Annotated in this window: 13 protein-coding genes; 7 read left to right on the top strand and 6 right to left on the bottom strand. The window is 75.1% G+C overall.

Going from position 1 to position 18,621, the window contains the following annotated elements; translation table 11 throughout:
• Positions 1-65 precede the first annotated feature (65 nt).
• On the top strand, positions 66-1,112 hold the full coding sequence (locus ABWU78_RS05310; RefSeq protein WP_439157766.1) for a phosphotransferase family protein: 1,047 nt from the start codon (positions 66-68) through the stop codon (positions 1,110-1,112).
• Positions 1,113-1,208: 96 nt separating this feature from the next.
• Here the strand turns inward: ABWU78_RS05310 and ABWU78_RS05305 are convergent, their stop codons facing one another.
• From ABWU78_RS05305 to ABWU78_RS05290, 4 genes are all read right to left on the bottom strand, one after another.
• The gene (locus ABWU78_RS05305; RefSeq protein WP_439157765.1) at positions 1,209-3,344 is read right to left on the bottom strand and encodes a PhoX family protein; all 2,136 of its coding nucleotides are present in this window, start codon (positions 3,342-3,344) and stop codon (positions 1,209-1,211) included.
• A 137-nt stretch (positions 3,345-3,481) separates the two neighbouring features.
• A complete protein-coding gene (locus ABWU78_RS05300; protein ID WP_439157764.1) occupies positions 3,482-3,955 on the bottom strand; it encodes a GNAT family N-acetyltransferase in 474 nt (157 codons plus the stop codon).
• 32 nt (positions 3,956-3,987) lie between these two features.
• Complete coding sequence (locus tag ABWU78_RS05295) at positions 3,988-4,995, bottom strand: electron transfer flavoprotein subunit alpha/FixB family protein (RefSeq protein WP_439157763.1); 1,008 nt, start codon at positions 4,993-4,995, stop codon at positions 3,988-3,990.
• Positions 4,996-5,008: 13 nt separating this feature from the next.
• Positions 5,009-5,824, bottom strand: coding sequence for an electron transfer flavoprotein subunit beta/FixA family protein (locus ABWU78_RS05290; protein ID WP_253053505.1), 816 nt, complete (start codon positions 5,822-5,824; stop codon positions 5,009-5,011).
• Between the two features lie 204 nt (positions 5,825-6,028).
• On the opposite strand from ABWU78_RS05290, the gene glgX reads away from it, so the two are divergent.
• From glgX to ABWU78_RS05265, 5 genes are all read left to right on the top strand, one after another.
• Positions 6,029-8,299: a glycogen debranching protein GlgX gene (gene glgX / locus ABWU78_RS05285; RefSeq protein ID WP_439157776.1), complete on the top strand. Its 2,271-nt coding sequence runs from the start codon at positions 6,029-6,031 to the stop codon at positions 8,297-8,299.
• An 84-nt stretch (positions 8,300-8,383) separates the two neighbouring features.
• Positions 8,384-10,138, top strand: coding sequence for an FAD-binding dehydrogenase (locus ABWU78_RS05280; protein ID WP_439157762.1), 1,755 nt, complete (start codon positions 8,384-8,386; stop codon positions 10,136-10,138).
• Between the two features lie 58 nt (positions 10,139-10,196).
• Positions 10,197-11,366 (top strand): hypothetical protein, encoded by a 1,170-nt coding sequence (locus ABWU78_RS05275; RefSeq protein ID WP_253053493.1) that lies wholly within the window; start codon positions 10,197-10,199, stop codon positions 11,364-11,366.
• Between the two features lie 152 nt (positions 11,367-11,518).
• Positions 11,519-12,397 carry an HAD-IIA family hydrolase gene (locus ABWU78_RS05270; protein ID WP_253053491.1) on the top strand — a complete coding sequence of 293 codons (879 nt, stop codon included), beginning with the start codon at positions 11,519-11,521 and terminating at the stop codon, positions 12,395-12,397.
• Positions 12,394-13,773 (top strand): iron-containing alcohol dehydrogenase, encoded by a 1,380-nt coding sequence (locus tag ABWU78_RS05265; protein ID WP_439157761.1) that lies wholly within the window; start codon positions 12,394-12,396, stop codon positions 13,771-13,773. Before ABWU78_RS05270 ends, ABWU78_RS05265 begins: the two co-directional genes overlap by 4 nt.
• A gap of 163 nt (positions 13,774-13,936) precedes the next feature.
• Here the strand turns inward: ABWU78_RS05265 and ABWU78_RS05260 are convergent, their stop codons facing one another.
• Both ABWU78_RS05260 and ABWU78_RS05255 read right to left on the bottom strand, forming a co-directional pair.
• On the bottom strand, positions 13,937-15,361 hold the full coding sequence (locus tag ABWU78_RS05260; protein ID WP_439157760.1) for a dihydrolipoamide acetyltransferase family protein: 1,425 nt from the start codon (positions 15,359-15,361) through the stop codon (positions 13,937-13,939).
• A gap of 20 nt (positions 15,362-15,381) precedes the next feature.
• Positions 15,382-17,553 (bottom strand): alpha-ketoacid dehydrogenase subunit alpha/beta, encoded by a 2,172-nt coding sequence (locus tag ABWU78_RS05255; RefSeq protein ID WP_439157759.1) that lies wholly within the window; start codon positions 17,551-17,553, stop codon positions 15,382-15,384.
• Between the two features lie 318 nt (positions 17,554-17,871).
• Here ABWU78_RS05255 and ABWU78_RS05250 point away from each other — a divergent pair, with 318 nt between their 5' ends.
• Positions 17,872-18,606 carry a GntR family transcriptional regulator gene (locus ABWU78_RS05250; protein WP_253053475.1) on the top strand — a complete coding sequence of 245 codons (735 nt, stop codon included), beginning with the start codon at positions 17,872-17,874 and terminating at the stop codon, positions 18,604-18,606.
• Positions 18,607-18,621: the final 15 nt, after the last annotated feature.

The following is an 18,621-nucleotide window of genomic DNA, read 5'->3' as shown; positions in this document are numbered from 1 at the left end:
GCCGCGGGACGGGAGCGCGCCGACGACGAGACCGTCCAGCCACCGACAGGGGAAGTGGCATCTCGATGCCCGACGACGCCGCACCGCCCGCCGTCGAGGCCGCCGGAGACGTCCCGGTCGCCTCGGGCGGTGGCCGCCTGCTCTGGAGAGACCTGCCGCTCGGGCTGCGCGACGAGCTCGAGGCGGTCGCCGGCGGCCGGGTCGTGCAGGAGCGCTCCGTCTCGGCCGGGTTCAGCCCCGGGCTCGCGTCCGTCCTCACGTTCGACGACGGCTCCCGCCTCTTCGTCAAGGCGGCGCGGACCGCGGACGAGCCCGTGGCGGCCAACCTCCACCGCGCCGAGGCGAAGGTCGCGACACGGCTGCCGCGCGAGGTCCCCGCCCCGCGCTTCGCGTGGGGCCACGGTGACGGCGACTGGATCGCGCTGGCGTTCGCCGTCGTCGACGGGCACGTGCCCGCCACGCCCTGGGACCCCGACGAGCTCGACCGGGTCCTGGCCACCCTCGTCCGCCTCGCGTCGGTCCCGGGGGCCCGCGCGATGCGGCTGCCGCCGACCGGGCCCGACTTCGCCGACATGGCGACCGGGTGGCGTGCGCTGCGCGACGACCCCGACCCGCGACTGGCCGCCGTCGCGCCGTGGGCGGCCGCGCACCTCGACGCGCTCGCGGAGGCCGAGCGCGGGGCGCTCGTGGCGTGCGAGGGCGAGTCGTTCGTGCACGGCGACCTGCGCGCCGACAACGTCCTCCTCACGCCGGAGAGGGTCTACGTCGTCGACTGGCCGCACGCGTCGCGCGGCGCGGCGTGGCTCGACCTCGCGATGTTCCTGCCGAGCGTCGTGATGCAGGGCGTGGTGGACGTCTGCGAACCGGTCACGGTGAGCGCCGACCCGGCGCGCCGCGCGCGCGGCGGCGCGTGGGCGGCGTCGACCTTCGCGGCGCACCCGCTCGGGGGCGACGTGCACCCCGCCGACCTGCGGTCGGTCGTCGCCGGGATCGCCGGGTACTTCCTGCACTCCGCGCGCAAGCCCGCCGTCCCGACGATCCCCCGCCTGCGCGCGTTCCAGCGCGCCCAGGGCGTCGCCGCCCTCGCGTGGCTGGAGCACCTGGGCCTCTGAGGCTCCCGGACGGGACGGGTCTCCCGGAGGTGCGGCGGACGACGAGGGGTCCGGCGCCGCCGCGACGCCGGACCCCTCGGCCGTGCGGGAGGCGCGTCAGTCGCGCCACACCTGGACGACGGAGGGCCGCGGGCCGGCGAACGCGCCCGTCGGGACCGGGGTGCCCGGCGTCAGGTAGTCGGGGAAGTACGACGCCTGCGCGTCGAACGACCCGTCCTCGCCCGGGTGCTGGACCGCCACGTAGACCATGCGGTCCGCCGAGTCGACGAGCGGCCCGCACGTCTCGGCGCCGCGCGGCACCGAGAGGAACTGCTCGACGCGACCGCGCTCGCGGCCGTCGAGCGTGACCTTGAACAGGCCGTCGCACTTCTGGATCGTGCTGGGCTGCCCGTCGGTGGAGATCCACAGGTTGCCCTCGGCGTCGAACGCGAGGTTGTCCGGGCAGGAGATCGGGGAGACCTTCTCCTTCGGGTAGCCCGAGAAGTAGGTCGAGGCGTTCGTCGCCGGGTCGCCCGCGACGAGCAGCAGGTTCCACCGGAACGTCAGGGCGGCGGCGTCGTCGCCGTCCTCGACGATCTCCACGACGTGGCCGTCGCGGTTGGTGTTGCGGGGGTTCGGCTCGGTCGCGGCCTCGACCGCCGCGGGCCCGCGCGAGGTGTTGTTGGTGCACGCGACGTAGACGCGGCCCGTGACCGGGTTGGGCTCGACGTCCTCGGGGCGATCCATCTTCGTGGCCCCGACCTGGTCCGCCGCGACGCGCGTGTAGACGAGCACCTCCTCGAGGCTCATGCCGGGGACCTGGCTCCGCCCGTCCAGGACGAGCGGGACCCACTCGCCCCGGCCGTCGAACGCGCCGTCGGACGGCACCGCGCCCGACCCGTCGATCTCGGACGCGGGCGAGTCGCCGCGGAACCTCGCGACGTACAGCGAGCCCTCGGTGAGCAGCGTCTTGTTGTGGCGACGGGCGCCGTCGCTGTTGCCGGGACGCATGGTGCGCGAGGAGACGAACTTGTAGACGTAGTCGAAGCGCTCGTCGTCGCCCATGTACGCGACCGCGTTCCCGCGGCGCGAGAGGATCACGTTGGCGCCCTCGTGCTTGAACCGGCCCAGCGCGGTGTGCTTCACCGGCGGCTCGTCCGGCGCGTACGGGTCGATCTCGACGATCCAGCCGAAGCGGTTCGGCTCGTTCTCGTAGCCGGGGTTGCGGGCGTCGAACCGCGGTTCGTCGAGCTCCCAGCCGTACCCCGTCGCGGCGTCGCGCAGGCCGTAGCGCGCGTCGTGGCCCGTGCCCGACGTCCGGAAGTAGCCGTTGTAGTTCTCCTCGCCCGACAGCACGGTGCCCCACGGGGTCGTGCCGCCCGCGCAGTTGTTGAGCGTGCCCAGCACGCGCGTCCCCGACGGGTCCGCGACGGTCTTGACGAGGTCCGAGCCGGCCGCCGGACCGGTCAGGCGGAACTCGGTCGCCAGGTGCACGCGGCGGTTGTACCGGCTGTCCGCGACGTAGTCCCACGGGGTTCCCGTGCGGCGGCGGCTCACCTCGACGACGGACATGCCGTGCGCGGCGCGCTCGATGGCCCGCCGCGTCGGGGCGTCGTACGAGGCGTCGAACATGATCGCCGGGTTGGTGTACTCGTGGTTCGCGACCAGCAGGCCGCGCGTGCCCCGGCCGGGGCCCTTGCCCTTGCCCTGGGCGCCCGCGAGGGCGTGCTGGCGCTCGAACGGCAGGATGTCGAGGTAGTCGTTGTTGTAGCCGAACTGTCCCGCCTGGGCCTCGGGCGTCTGGCGAGCGACGTCGAACGGCTGGGCGCCGCGCAGGATCGGGTCGCCCCAGCGGATCACGGGCCGCCACCGGTAGCCCTCGGGGACGACGAACGCGTCGCGCGCCGCGGGCTGGGGCGAGATCGCGCCGAAGGCGAGCCCCTTCTGCGGGCGCCCACCGCCGTGGCCGCCACCGTGGCCGGGCAGCCCCTGGGCGGCGGCGGGCGCGGCGCCGACGGTCTGCGCGCCGAGCACGACGGCGGCGGCACCGACCGCGAGGCCGCCGAGCAGCGCACGGCGCGACATCGCGCCGGCGACGACGTCGCGGAACGTCTCGTTGGCGCTCTCGTTGGGGACCGGGTGCGAGCACGCGTCCGCGCACTTCAGCCGGCAGGTGACGGGGCTGCGCTTGCCGCGCGCGTGCGGCGCGACGGAGAGCAGGGGGCGATGCTCAGGGGCAGGCGTGATCGTCATCGGTCGTCTCCACGGGTCGGGGGGCCTCCCCGTCACCGGGGAGTCGGCCCGACGCTAGGAACGATCGGTGACCGGCCGGCCACCGCCCGGAGGACGCCGGGTGAATTCTCGGAGCCCGCTGTGCGACCTCGCCCGGGTCACGACTCCAGGCGAAGGATCCGCTCGACCACCTCGGCACCGACGCCGGGCGCGAACGAGACCTCCCTGCCCACCTCCACGAACCCCGCCCGGGTGAGCACCGTCGACGAGGCCGCGTTGTGCGCCGCGACGCGTGCGAACAGCGGTCGCTCCCGCTCGACCAGGAGGTAGGCCGAGAGCGCGGCCGACGCGATCCCCCGCCCCCAGAGCGACGGGTCGACCCAGTAGGCGACCTCTCGCTCCCCGTCCGCGGTGAAGCTGCCGATCGTCCCGACGAACGCGCCGTCGCGCTCGACGGCCCGCACGGTGCACGTCGGGTCGGCACGGATGCGGTCGTAGTGGCGGTCGAAGGCGGCGCGGTCGGACGGATCGGCGCGCGTGAACGCCGCGAGCGCGACGGCCTCGGGATCCCGCTCCCACGCGAAGAGCTGGTCGAGGTCGCCGTCCTCCAGCGCGCGCAGCGTGATCTCCATGCGAGGAGTGTGCCGACCCGCGCGGCGGGCTGCTAGCCCTGGGACGCCCGGTGCTCGCGGATCGCCTCGGCGGCCTGCGGCAGCACGTCCGCGAGGTCGCCGACGACCGCGAAGTCCGAGATCTCGAACAGCGGGCACTCGGGGTCGTTGTTCACGGCGACGATCACCTGGGAGGCCTGCATGCCGCCGCGGTGGTGCGGGGCGCCGGAGATGCCCGCGCCGATGTACAGGCGGGGGGCGACGGTGACGCCCGTCTGGCCGACGAACTGGTCGTGCCAGCCCTCGTAGACGGCGTCGCGCGTCGCGCCCACGGCCGCGCCGAGCGCGTCGGCGAGCTCGGTGACGGGGCCGAAGTCGCCGTTGGTGCCACGACCCCCGGCGACGACGATCGCCGCCTCGCCGAGCGCCGGGCGACCTGCGCCGGCCGACTCGTCGACCGTGCGGGACACGACGCGCGCCGCGGTCGCAGCGGGCGAGAGCTCGACGCGCAGCGCCTCGACGTCGGTCGCGACGGCCGCGTCCGCGGGCTGCGGGACGACGGAGTTGGCGCGCAGCGTGAGCACCGCGGGGTCGGTGAGGATCTCGCTGCGCACGTCCCACGACCCCGCGAAGACGCGCTTGTCCGCGACGAGGTGCGTGCCGCCGTCGGTCAGCGCGGACGCGTCGATCACCAGGCCGGCCTCGGTGAGGAACGCGAGGCGCGCCGCCGCCTCCTTGTTCGGGAAGGACGACGTGAGCAGGACGGCGTCGGCGTGGGACGCGCGTGCCGCGGCGGCGAGGACCTCGGCCACGACGGGCGTCAGGTGCAGCGCGTCACCGGTCACGACCTCCCCGCCCGACGACGGCTCGGCCTGGCGCACGAGCGCGACGCCGTGGGCGCCGAGCTGGGCGAGGACGTCGACGCTCGGCGCCTCCAGCGCGACGGCCTCGACGCGCCCGAGCGAGCGGCCGACGGTGATCAGCTCCAGCACGGGCGAGCGCAGCTCGGTGCCGGCGGAGTCGAGGAGGACGAGGACGGTACGGGTCCCGGGGGTGCTCATGGGCGGACGCCTCTCAGACCAGGTCGTTGCGGATGAGGAACTCGGCCAGGGCGCGTCCGCCCTCGCCCTTGTCGACGACGATCTCGGCGTCGGGACGCGGCGGGCGGGGCGACGCGTCGGTCACGCGCGTGCGCGCGCCGGCGTCGCCGACGAGCGCCGGGTCGACGCCGAGGTCGGCGAGGGTCCACGCCTCCACCGGGCGTGTGCGCGCCGCCATGATGAGCTTGAAGTTGGGCATGCGCGGGTCGTTCGCGTGGTCGGTCACGGACACCACGGCGGGGAGCGGCGCCTCGAGGACCTCCTCGACGCCGTCGAGCTCGCGCGTCACGCGCGCGCTGCGTGCGCCCGGCTCCCCCTCGACCTCGAGCTTCCCGGCGAGCGTGAGCTGCGGCAGCCCGAGCTCCGCCGACAGGAGCGCCGGGACGACCGAGCCGAGCCCGTCGAGCGCCGCCATGCCGGTCACGACGACGTCCACCGGCGCCTCGTCCGCGAGGCGGCGCACCGCGGCGGCGAGCACGCGCGCGGTGCCGAAGTAGTCGGAGCCCGCGATCGCGTCGTCGCTCACGCGCACGCCGCGGTCCGCGCCGAGCTGGTAGGAGCGGCGCACGGCGCCGTCGGCGTCCGGCCCGGCCACCGTGAGGACGATCACCTCGCTGGTCTCGCGCTCGGCCTCGGGCAGCGCCTCCTTGAGGCGCAGCGCGGCCTCGACCGCGTTCTCGTCGAGCTCGTTGAGCGTCCCCTCGTCGGCCCGGCGCACGACGCGCCCGCCCTCGAAGCCCCGGTCGGCGTGGATGTCCGGGACGTACTTCACGGCGACGACGATCCGCATCGGCTGCTCTCCCTGTGCGCTGGGCGGTCGGCCGGAGAGGTTCCCGGCCCGCTCGGGGAAGCCTACCGGCGGGCGGCGGGAGGAGCCGGTGACACCCGCCACAATGGACGGGTGCACGTGCCCTCCGACCCGAGCCCCCTCCCCCCGGCCACCGGCGAGCCCGCGCGCCCGGCCGCGCCGGGACGCGTCGACCGGCACACCCTCGTGCCGCCGCTCGGCGTCCGCGTCGTGGGCGACGGCGTCGACGTCGCCGTCCTCGCGTCGCACGCGACCGCCGTCGAGCTGTGCCTCGTCGACGTCGTCGACGACGCGCTGCCCGCCCACGACCCCGCCCGTTACCGCGAGCGCCGCGTCCCGCTCGCCGGGCCGGCGTACGGCGTCTGGCACGCCCACGTCCCGGGCGTCCGCGCCGGGCAGCGCTACGGGTTCCGCGTCCACGGGCCCTGGGACCCCGCCGCCGGGCTGCGGCACAACCCTGCGAAGCTGCTCGTCGACCCGTACGCGCGAGGCCTCGTGGGAGAGCTCGTCGACGACCCCGCGGTCCACGGGCAGGTCGGCGACGACCCGTACGGCCCGGCCGACGCGCGCGACTCGCTGCCGTTCGTCCCGCACGCGGTGGTCGTGGCCGAGCCCGCGGGCGCGCTGGCGCCCCGACCGCGCGTCCCCTGGCGCGACACCGTGGTCTACGAGGCGCACGTGCGCGGCCTCACGCAGCGGCTCCAGGCCCTGCCCGAGCACCTGCGCGGCACGTACGCGGGCGTCGCGCACCCGGCGACGATCGAGCACCTGCGGTCGCTCGGCGTGACGACGGTCGAGCTGCTCCCGGTGCACGCGAACGTGCCCGAGCCGCACCTCCTCGCGAGCGGGCGCACCAACTACTGGGGCTACTCGACCCTCGGGTTCTTCGCGCCCCACGCCGCGTACGCGACGCGCGCCGCCCAGGAGGCCGGGCCGGGCGCCGTCCTCGACGAGGTGCGCGGCATGGTCCACCTGCTGCACGAGGCGGGGATCGAGGTGCTGCTCGACGTCGTGCACAACCACACGTGCGAGGGCGGCGCGGACGGCTACCACCTGTCGTGGCGCGGGCTGGACAACGCCGGGTACTACCTGCACGACGGCGGCTCGCCCGCACGCCTCGCCGACGTCACCGGGACGGGCAACTCGCTCGACTTCCGGCGGCCCGCCGTGGTGCGGGCCGCCCTGGACTCGCTGCGGTACTGGGCCGAGGTCGTGGGGGTCGACGGGTTCCGGTTCGACCTCGCGGTCACGCTCGGGCGCGGAGCATCCGGGTTCGACCCCGACCACCCGTTCCTCGTCGCCCTCCAGACGGACCCGGTGCTGTGCGGGCTCAAGCTCGTCGCGGAGCCGTGGGACGTGGGACCGGGCGGCTGGCGGACCGGGCAGTTCCCGCCGCCGCTCGCCGAGTGGAACGACCGGTTCCGCGACGCGGCGCGCCAGTTCTGGCTCGCCGACGCGCGCGAGGCGTCGCACGGGCGTCCCGGCCACGGCGTGCGCGACCTCGCGACCCGGCTCGCGGGCTCGGCCGACCTGTTCGGCCACTCCGACCCGCCGCTGCTGCGCGGACCCGTCGCGTCGGTGAGCTACGTGACCGCGCACGACGGGTTCACGCTCGCCGACCTGGTCGCGTACGACCACAAGCACAACCTCGCGAACGGCGAGGACAACCGCGACGGGACGGACGACAACCGGTCGTGGAACCACGGCCTCGAGGGCCCGGTCGTGGCCACGGACGCACGGGCGGGCGGTGGCGCCGGGCTCGACGCGCTCGGGCTCGGCGTGGAGATCGCGCCCCTGCGCCGCCGGTCGATCCGCAACCTCCTCGCGACGCTCGTCCTCGCCGCGGGCACCCCCATGCTCACCGCGGGCGACGAGATGGGCCGGACGCAGCGCGGCAACAACAACGCCTACGTGCAGGACGACGAGACGTCCTGGGTCTCGTGGGACCTCTCGCCGTGGCGCGAGGACCTGCTCGCGACGGCGCGGTACCTGCTCGCCCTGCGGCGCGCGCACCCCGCGCTGCGGCCCGACACGTTCTTCACCGGACGGCCCCGCGCCACGGGGGCCGCGACGGACGCCGCGACGCGGCACGGGGCGGACGGCGTCGGCGTGCCCGACCTCGTGTGGTTCGACGCCGACGGCGAGCTCCTGGACCACGCGGCGTGGCACGACCCTGCCGTCCGGACGCTCCAGATGCTGCGGACCGCGCCCGAGCCCGGCGACGCCGACGTGCTGGTCGTCCTCGCCGGCGCCCTCGACCCCGTGGACGTCACGCTCCCGGGCGTGCGCGCGGCGGCCGGCGCCGACCCCGAGCGCTGGGACCTCGCGTGGGACTCCGACTGGGAGCACCCCGACGACCGGGACCGCGCGAACGGCGACGGCACCGCCCACGCGGGCGACGTCGTCGGGCTCGAGGCCCTGAGCCTGCGCGTCTACGTCTCCACCCCGCCGAGGTAGAGCCCCGGTCGCGCGAGGTAGAGGCGTGGTCGCACGCGCCCACCGGGCCCGCCCAGGTCTGGACACGTGCTCTACTCTTCCCGCATGAGTGACAGCGCGGTCGACTCCCCCGTCAGCTCCCCCAGGATCGAGGACCCCGAGGTCGTCGTCGTGGGGGCCGGCCTCGCCGGCCTCGTCGCGGCGGCCGAGCTCACCGCGGCGGGGCGCCGCGTCGTCCTGCTCGACCAGGAGCCGGCCGCGAGCCTCGGCGGCCAGGCGTGGTGGTCGTTCGGCGGCCTGTTCCTCGTCGGCTCGCCCGAACAGCGGCGCATGGGCGTCACGGACACCGCCGAGCTCGCGTTCGACGACTGGCTCGGGTCCGCGCGGTTCGCGCCCGGCGCGGACCGCGGCGAGGGCCCCGACCGCCACGGGTACGCCTGGGCGCGCGGGTTCGTCGACTTCGCAGCCGGGGAGATGCGCGGCTGGCTGCACGACAAGGGCGTGCGGTGGTTCCCGCTCGTGCAGTGGGCCGAGCGCGGCGGGTACCCGGTGCGCTCGGGCGCCGACGGGTCCGCGGCCGGCGCCCACGGCAACTCCGTCCCCCGGTTCCACGTCACCTGGGGCACCGGGCCGGGGATCCTCGAGCCGTTCGTCCGCGCCGCGCTCGACGCCCGGGCCGCGGGCCTGCTCGACCTGCGGTTCCGGCACCGGGTCACGTCGCTCGTCATGACCGACGGCGCGGTGACGGGCGTGCGCGCGGAGGTTCTCGCGCCGTCGGGCGTCGAGCGCGGCGCGCCGTCGTCGCGCGAGGTCGTCGGCGAGGTCGAGATCGCGGCGAGCGCCGTCGTCGTGACGTCGGGCGGCATCGGCGCGAACCACGAGCTCGTGCGTTCCCGGTGGCCCCAGGCGGCGGGCCGGCTCCCCGCGCGCATGCTCTCCGGCGTCCCCGACTCGACCGACGGGCTCATGATCGGCGTCGCCGCCGACGCGGGCGCGGCCCTGGTGCACGAGGACCGCATGTGGCACTACCCGGAGGGGATCGCGAACCACTCGCCGGTGTGGACGGACCACGGGATCCGCATCCTGCCGGGGCCGAGCTCGCTGTGGCTCGACGCCGACGGCAACCGGCTGCCCGCGCCGCTGTTCCCCGGGTTCGACGCGCTCGGCGCGCTCCAGCACGTCACCGAGCGCGGCGACGACCACTCCTGGTTCGTGCTCAACAAGGCGATCATGGAGACCGAGTTCGCGCTGTCGGGCTCCGAGCAGAACCCCGACCTCACCGGCAAGGACGTCCGGCTGCTCGCGCAGCGCGTGCTGCCGGGCGCCGTGGGGCCGGTGGCACGCTTCGCGGAGCAGTCGCCCGAGTTCGTGTGGGCGGACACGCCCGCCGGGCTCGCCGCGGGCATGAACGCGCTCGTCGACGCCACGCCCGGGTCGCGCGGGCACGTGGACCCGGCGTCGCTCGAGCGCCTGATCCGCCTGCGCGACGAGCAGGTCCGCACCGGGCTCGGCAAGGACCCGCAGGTCGTCGCGACGGCGATGGCGCGCCGCTACCGCGTCGACCGGCTCATCCGCGTCTCGCCCCCGCGCCCGCTCACCACGCCCAAGGACGGCCCGCTGCTCGCCGTGCGCCTGTCCGTGCTCACGCGCAAGACGCTCGGCGGGCTGTGGACCGACACGTCCGCGCGCGTGCTGCGCGCCGACGGCTCCGTGCTGCCCGGTCTGTGGGCCGCGGGCGAGGCGGCGGGCTTCGGCGGCGGCGGGGTGCACGGGCACCGCGCGCTGGAGGGCACGTTCCTCGGCGGGTGCCTGTACTCCGGCCGCGTCGCCGGCCGCAGCCTCGCGGCCGAGCTCGGCTGAGGCGAGGCGCGGCGGGCCTGCGCCGGGCGCGGGTGCCCGGCCGCTAGGGTCGGCGACCATGACCGTGCCCGACGACGCGTCCCCGACTGCGGCACCCGGCGCACCCGCCGCGGTCGACCACCTCGACGCCCGTGCGTGCGAGCGCGTCTTCCGCCGCAACGGGCTCCCGCTCCTCGTGGAGGGCCACTCGCTCGACCGCGACGTGTTCGGGCGCTCGGCGCCGTTCCTGCTCGTCGTGCTGCTCGCCGAGCTGAGCGGCGCGATCCGGTCCGGCTGGCCCGCCTGGGCGAACGCGCTCGCGCTCGTCGGCGGCGCCGCGATCCTCGCCGCGGCGTACGCGGGCCTCAACGTGCTGCGCGGGCGCCCGTGGTCGACCCTGCCGCAGTCCGTCGGGGTCCCCGAGCTCGCGTTCTTCGTGCTCGTGCCCGCGCTGCTGCCGGTCGTCTTCGGGGGCCAGTGGGGCGACGCGCTGCTCACGGCCGTCGGGAACCTCGTGCTGCTGGGCGTGGTGCGCGTCGTCGTCGGGTACGGCGTGCTGTCGTCGCTGTGGTGGGGGCTCGCGCGCGTGACCGACGAGCTCGGCGCCGCGCTCCTGCGGCTCGTGCGGCTCCTGCCCCTGCTGCTCGTGTTCTCGCTCGTGCTGTTCTACAACGCGGAGGTCTGGCAGGTGTTCGACCGCACGCACGGCGTCGCCGACGTCGCCCTCGGCGCGTTCTTCGCGCTGCTCGTCGTGCTGTTCGTCGGCCTGCGTTCCCCGGCCGAGGCCCGCGCGGCGCTCGCCGGGTCGGCGGGGGACGTGCCCGGGCGCGAGCGGGCGGCCCGGTTCAGCCGCGGGCAGACGGCGAACCTCGCGACGATGATCGCCACGAGCCAGCTCCTGCAGGTCCTCGTGGTGAGCCTCGGCATGGGCGTGTTCTTCATGGCCCTCGGGACGCTCACCGTCACGCCCGAGGTCATGGCTTTGTGGGACGTCGACGGCGGCACGTGGCGGCGGACGCTCTCGCTCGCCGGCGGGGGCGGTGTCGGGGGCGCGGACCTCGTGGTCACGCAGACGCTCGTGCGCGTCTCGGTCGCGATCGCGACGTTCACCGGCCTGTACTACGCCATCTCCGTCCAGGTCGACGCCGTGTACCGCGAGGAGTTCGTGGACGGCATCGAGACGCAGCTGCGTGACGTGCTCGCGGTCCGGGCCCGCTACCTCGACCTGCTCGCGGCCGACCGCCGCTGACCCGCACCGCACCCGCGACGGACCCGCGACGACCCCGGCTGCTTGACAGGGGGCATCCCTCGGGCGAAGGTTGTACAGACACGTCTGTACACACCCTACGCGGTATGGAGCGGTGCAGTGCTGCCCGCCCGACCGGCTCGACGAGGAGCACCATGCCTCTGACCTCCACGACACGCGAGGCGCCAGGACGCGCGGCGCACCGGCACTTCGACACCTACCTGTTCGACCTCGACGGCACGATCTACCTCGGCACCGACCTCCTGCCCGGCGCCGCGGAGCTCGTCTCGACCCTCCGCGCGCAGGGCGCGCGCGTGCTCTTCGTGAGCAACAACCCCACGCGCAGCCCGCAGGACTACGCCGACAAGCTCACGCGACTCGGCATCCCCACGGGCCACGAGGACGTCTACACGAGCCTCGTCGCGACCGTGGCGTGGGTGCGCGCGCACGCCCCCGGCGCCACGGTCTTCCCGATCTCCGAGCAGCCGCTCGTCGACGCGCTCCTCGCCGAGGGCTGCACGATCAGCGACGACCCCGAGAAGATCGACCTCGTCGTCGCGTCGTACGACCGCTCGTTCGACTACCGCAAGCTACAGGTCGCGTTCGACACGCTGTTCGTCCACGGCCGCGCGCGCTTCGTCGCGACGAACCCCGACCGGTTCTGCCCGTTCCCGGGCGGCCGCGGCGAGCCCGACTGCGCGTCGGTCGTCGCCGCGATCACCGCCGCGACCGGCGTCGCGTGCGAGGCGGTCTTCGGCAAGCCCGACCCGGCGTTCCTGGAGATCATCGCGGCCGAGACCGGGCTGGACCCCGCGACGACCGTCATGGTGGGCGACCGCCTCAGCACGGACGTCGCGTTCGCCCACGCGACGGGCATGACGTCCGCGCTCGTCCTGACCGGCGAGACCGACCGTGCGACCGCGCTGCGCACGCCCGCGGCGCAGGCACCGACGCTCCTGCTCGAGCGCGTCGACGACCTGCTCCAGCCCGCGGGCCACCTGTGGGACGTGGCCCGGCGGGAGGTGCGGGCATGACGACGACGCCGAGCGAGGCCACCGCGCTGCCGGCCGCCTTCCGCGCGCTCCCCCTGCAGGACGTCGTCTCCGCGCCCGGCGCGCTCGACGCGCTGCCCGACGTCCTGCGCCGGCTCGACGCGCGCCGCGTCACGGTGCTCCACGACGGCGCACGGATCGTGCACGACGGGAGGGACGCGGTCGCGACCGTGCTCCGGCTCGCGTCGTCCCCGCGGGCCGGGACGACGTTCGTCGACGACACCCTTGTCCGCCGCACGGCGCACGGCGTCGTGCTCGACGAGGACACCGTCGACGCCGCGACGATCGGCTGCCAGGGCTACGACGTCGTCGTCGCGACGGGCGGCGGCACGGTCACCGACCTCGCGAAGGCGGTCGTCGCCGCGACCGGGGCGCGCCTCGTGGTCGTCCAGTGCGCGGCGTCCGTCAACGGCTACTCCGACGCGCTGTCCGTGCTCGTGCGCAACGGCGCCAAGCGGACCGCCCCGACGGCCTGGCCCGCCGCGCTGCTCGTCGACCACGACGTGCTCGCCGCCGCGCCCCCGCACCTCACGCGCTCCGGCGTCGGCGACGCGGCCGCGACCTGGACCGCGCCCGCCGACTGGTACCTGGCCGGCGCGTTCGGCATGGACGCCGGGTACGACCCCGAGGTGTTCCGGCCCGTGCAGGAGGCGGTCGCCCGGCTGCGCGCCCACCCGGCCGAGTCCGCCGAGGCGCTCTCCGCGCTCGTCGACGCGCTCACCGTGGGTGGCCTGTCGATCGGGATCTGCGGCACGACCGCGCCCCTCTCGGGCTCCGAGCACCTCATGAGCCACCTCCTCGACATGGCGGCCATGGCGCGCGACGAGCCGCACGACCTCCACGGCGCCCAGGTCGGCGTCGCGACGGTCGTCGCGGCGAGCCTGTGGCAGCTGGCGCTCGACCGGCTCGACCGCGCCGCGCTGGAGACCGCGGTGCTCTCCCCGCCCACCGACCTGCGCGGGCGCGTCGCGGCCACGTGGGCCGTCGTCGACCCGAGCGGACGCGTGGGCGCCGAGTGCTGGACCGCCGTCGAGCGCAAGCTCGCGCTCTGGGCCGAGCGGCAGGACGCGGCGCGGGCCGCCGTCGACGCCTGGGACGAGCACCGCGCGACCCTGCGCGGGCTCACGGCCGACCCGGCCGTCCCGGCGGACGTGCTGCGGGCCTGGGGCGCGCCGACGCGGTTCTCCGAGCTCACGCCCACCGTGGGCGAGGACGAGGTGCGCTGGGTCCTGCGCTCGCTGCCCCTGATGCGGGACCGCTTCACGCTCCCCGACCTGCTCCTGCTCGCCGGCCTGTGGGACGACGCCCTGCTCGACGAGGTGCTGGCGCTCGCCGCACGCCACGGCGGCGGCCTCTGAGAGTCCCCTCCCCCACGGCGAAGGGCCGCACCCGGCGGGTGCGGCCCTTCGTCGTCCCGCGGCGACCGGGTGCGCGGCCCCCGGCGCGCGTCGTGCGACGCCGCGGGAGACGACGACGGCCCGCACCCCGGTCGGGGTGCGGGCCGTCGCGGCACGGTCGCCGTCAGATGAGCGCCTGCAACGGGTTCTCCACGATCTCCGTGAGACGGGCGAGGAAGCGGGCCGCCACCACGCCGTCGACCGGGCGGTGGTCGACCGACAGCGTCAGGTGCACGACCGTCGCGACCTGGACCTCGCCGTCCACGACGACCGGCTCCGCGACCGCCGCCCCCACCGCGAGGATGCCCACCTGCGGAGGGTTGATGATCGCGTCGAACTCCCGGACGCCGTACATGCCGAGGTTCGTCACGGTCAGCGCACCGCCCTCGAGCTCGTCCTGCTGCAGACGGCCCTCACCGGCGCGCGCGACGAGGTCCTTGACGGCCGCCGAGAGCGCACCGAGCGAGAGTGAGTCCGCCCCGCGCACCACCGGCGTCACGAGCCCGCGCTCGGAGGCCACCGCCACCGAGACGTCGGCGCGCTCGAAGCGCAGCACGGCGTCGGGCGTCCACACGACGTTCATCTCGGGCACGTCGACGAGGGCACGCGCCGCCGCCCGGACGAAGAAGTCGTTGACCGAGACGCGCACGGGCGACGAGGCGTTGACGGTCGCGCGCAGCGCGAGCAACTCGTCGACCCGGACCCGCGCGCGCAGGTAGAAGTGCGGCGCCTCCTGCTTGCTCGCCTGCAGCCGCGAGGCCACGAGACGACGCAGCTTCGAGTGCGGGACCTCCTCGTACGGCCCGTACGCCGACGTCCGCACGGCGGGTGCGCCCGTCGCCGCGGTCGCCGCCACGGGCGGCTCGGCGGGGGCGCTCGCGGCCCGGGTCGCGCACGTCGTCGCAGGTCGCGGCGCCTCGGGCGCCTCCGCCGGGGCCGCGGTCGCCGCCGCCGGCGACTGCGCGGCGGCGATCGCGCGCAGGACGTCGTCGCGCACGATGCGACCGCCGGGGCCGGTGCCGTCGAGCTGGTCGAGCCCGAGCCCCGCGTCGCGAGCCATTCGGCGCGCGAGCGGGCTCGCGAAGATCCGCCCGCCGTTCGCGCCCGGCCCGGCCGGTGCGGCCGGTGCGGCCGGGGCGTCGGCCGCGGGCGCCGCCGGCGCGGGCTCCGCGGGGGCGGGTGCGACCGGAGCAGGCTCCTGCGCAGCCGGGGCAGCGGGCGGCGCCGGCTCCGGCGCGGGCTCCGCCGCGTCGGACGCCGGGCCGAGGCCGAGCTCCGCGAGGAGCGCGTCGCCGGCGGCCGGGTCCTCGTCCGGCGCGAGGAGCACCGCGATGGGGTCGCCCACGGGGACGAGCGTCCCCGCCTCGACGACGAGGGCGTGCACGACGCCGTCCTGGTCGCACTCGATGTCGACGACCGCCTTCTCGGTCTCGACGGTCGCCACGACGTCGCCCGCGGCGATCTTCTGCCCTGCCTCCACGGACCAGCCCTCGAGCGCCGCCTCGTCGGAGTCGGCGGACACGCCGGGCAGTCTCAGGTAGGTTGCCATCTCTCGTCCTCCAGGTCGGGTCAGAGCGCGCGCAGCGCAGCGGCGACGTCGGCGGTGCTCGCGAGCGCCGCCTGCTCCAGCACCTTGGAGATGCTGGGCGACGACTCGGAGCCGTGCACGCGGGTCACCGGGGCGTCGAGCCAGTCGAAGTACCTCCGCTGGATCTCGTCCGCGAGCCACCCGCCGTACGACGTGCCGGCCGAGCCCTGCTCGACGACGAGCACCTTGTTGGTCTTGCGGATCGACTCGCCGAGCGTGTCCCAGTCGACGCTCGCGCGGTCGAGCCAGCGCAGGTCCACGACCTCCGCGTCGACGCCCGCCTCGTCCGCGGCGTCGACGCAGCGCTGGACCATCGACAGGTAGGAGACGACGGTCGCGGCGCTGCCGGACCGGCGGATCGCGGCCTTGCCGACGGGCAGGCAGAAGTCGAGGTCCTTCGGCGCGTCCATGACGGCCTTGTACAGGTCGGCGTCGTGCTCGAGCACCGCGACGGGGTCCTTGAGCCGCATCGCCGCGTTGACCAGCCCGACGTAGTCGAGCGGGGTGGACGGGGCGACGATGCGCCACCCGACGGAGGTCGCGAGGATGCCCGCGGGGTCCATCGAGTGCTGCGAGCCGTAGCCGGTGCCCGTGCCGATCTTGATGCGCAGCAGCAGCGGCATGTCGTGGTCGCCGCCGAACATGTGCCGTGCCTTGCCGATCTGGTTGAAGAGCTGGTCGGCGGCGACCCAGATGAAGTCGGCGTACATGAGCTCGACGACCGGGTAGTAGCGCCCGTCGAGCGCGAGGCCGCCCCCCAGGCCGCTGAACGCGGCCTCGGCGATGGGCGTGCCGAGCGTGCGGTCGGGGAAGTCCGTCCCGAGCCCCTTGGTCGCGCCGCGCGACCCGCCGTTGAGCTTGTGGACGTCCTCGCCCATGACGACGACCCGCTCGTCCGCCGACATGCGGCGGTGCATCACGTCGGCGACGACGTCGACGAACTTGCGCTGCTCGAGCTCCTCGGAACCGAAGTCCGCGACGTCGCGGACGTCCGCGCCGTCGAGCCCGGACAGGTCGCCGCGGATGCCGACGTCGATGAAGTCGGTGTCGGGCCACAGCGCGGGACGGATCTGCTGCTGGCCAGGCTTGCCGCCGGGCACCGGCTCGAGCAGCGAGGCGGAGATCTCCTTCATCGCGGCCTTGGCCCGCGCGCGCACCTGCGCGCACTCGTCCGGGGTGAGGAGCCCGCGCTCCACGACGCGTGCCTCGACGGTCCGGATCGGCTCACGGTCGCGCCACGCCTGCTCCTCCTCCTTGGCGCGGTAGCCGAACGCGCTGCCGGGGAACGGCCCGTTCTGGTGGAAGTAGCGGTACGTGTCCGCCTCGACGATCGTCGGGCCGCCGCCCGCGCGCATGTGCTCGACGGCCTGCTGCATGGCGAGGTAGACGGCGAGCGTGTCCTGCCCGTCGACGCGCCAGCTCTTGATGCCGAAGCCGAGCCCGCGCGCGGACAGGCGCGGGTCGCCGGTCGCCTCCTCGACCGTCGTCGAGACGGCGTACTGGTTGTTCTCGATGAAGAAGCAGACCGGCAGGTCCCAGGCGGCGGCGAGGTTGAAGCTCTCCAGCACCGAGCCGATGTTCACCGCACCGTCCCCGAAGTAGGTGACGGCGACGTTGTCGGTGCCGGAGTGCTTGTCCGCCCAGGCGAAGCCGGTCGCGAAGGGGACGGCGCCGCCCACGATCGCGTTCGTGCCCATGGCCCCGGCCTCCTTCCACTGCAGGTGCATCGACCCGCCACGGCCGCGGCAGTAGCCGTCGGCGAGGCCCGCGATCTCGGACAGGGACCGGTAGAGGACGGTGCGCACGTCGTCGCCGAGATCGGCGCGCGCGTCGAAGCCGTCCGGCTGGACGTAGCCGAGCGCCTTGGCGAGGAACTGGTGGTGGCCGCGGTGGGAGCCGTTGATCTGGTCCGCCGCGACGAGAGGCAGGACCGAGCCCACGGCGCCGCCCTCCTGGCCGATCGAGGAGTGGGCCGGACCGTTGATGAGCTTCTGCCCGGCGAGCTCGAGGACCTCCTCCTCGAACGCGCGCACGAGGTGGAGCTGGACGAGCATGGTCTCGAGGAGCCGCGGGTCGGCGGCCTTCCAGTCCGCGGTCGTGGTGCTGAGCTCGACCCATGTGGCGGCCGGCTTGAGTGCCTTGGTCTTCGGCATAGGATCGCCTTCCTCGGGCGTGTCGTCCGTCGCGTGACGGGGTGCTGTCCGGCCGAGCCGGCACGAACGGCCCGGACGAGGCGACCCGTGGGCACCGGTGCCCACGCCGTCTCCTCGTCGAGGTCGCTCGTCGCGGGCGTCACCGCCGGCTCGGAGCATGTCGCTGCGCCCGACCATACAGCTACATACATGTATAGTCCAGCCTAGACGTGAATACGGGGGACCTGGCATGACATGTCCGGTTCCGCTAGCGTGGATCGTCTACGGCGCGCCTGACGACGGACGCGACCTTTCGGACCTCGACCCCGACGGAACACGATGCCCCAGACACTCGACCGCGACGGTTCGACACCGCTGTACATCCAACTCGCGAACATCCTGCGCGAGAAGATCGAGGGCGGCGAGTGGGCGGTGAACCACAAGATCCCGTCCGAGAACGAGCTCAACCAGACCTACGGGATCAGCCGCATGACGGCGCGCCAGGTCCTCGCGCAGCTCGCGAACGAAGGACTCATCTTCCGCGTCCAGGGCAAGGGCACGTTCGTGGCCCCGCGCAAGATCAGCACGCGCTCCCCCGCGTACAAGGGCATCCGCGAGCAGCTCGAGCAGATGGGGTACGCCACCTCGACGCAGCTGCTCGGCATGGAGCTCGGCACGCCGCCGAGCAACGTCGCGCGCACGCTCGGGCTGCCGTCGGGAGCCCACGCCTACACCGTGCGCCGCCTGCGCCTCGTCGAGGACGAGCCGATCAGCCTCCACACGTCCTACATCCCGCAGGCGCTCGCCGAGGACCTCGACCGCCACGACCCCGCCGAGCGTCAGCTGTGCGCGATCCTCGAGGACGCGTACGGCCTGCGCATGGACCACGTCGTCGAGACGCTCGAGACGACGACCCCCTCGGCCGCCGACGCGCGCGTCCTGGGCGTCGGCCGCACCGCGCCGCTCCTGCTGCTCACGCAGCAGATCTCCACCGCGACGGGCACGCCCTTCGAGCACTCGCGCATCCTCTTCCGGGGCGACAAGATCCGCCTCGAGTTCCACTACGACCTCTGACCGGCGCGCACCGCA

This window comes from Cellulosimicrobium sp. CpK407, assembly GCF_051844275.1.
Lineage (GTDB): Bacteria > Actinomycetota > Actinomycetes > Actinomycetales > Cellulomonadaceae > Cellulosimicrobium > Cellulosimicrobium cellulans_G.
The sequence above is the reverse complement of the archived record's forward strand: the minus strand, read 5'-3'. Positions and strand labels throughout refer to the sequence as shown.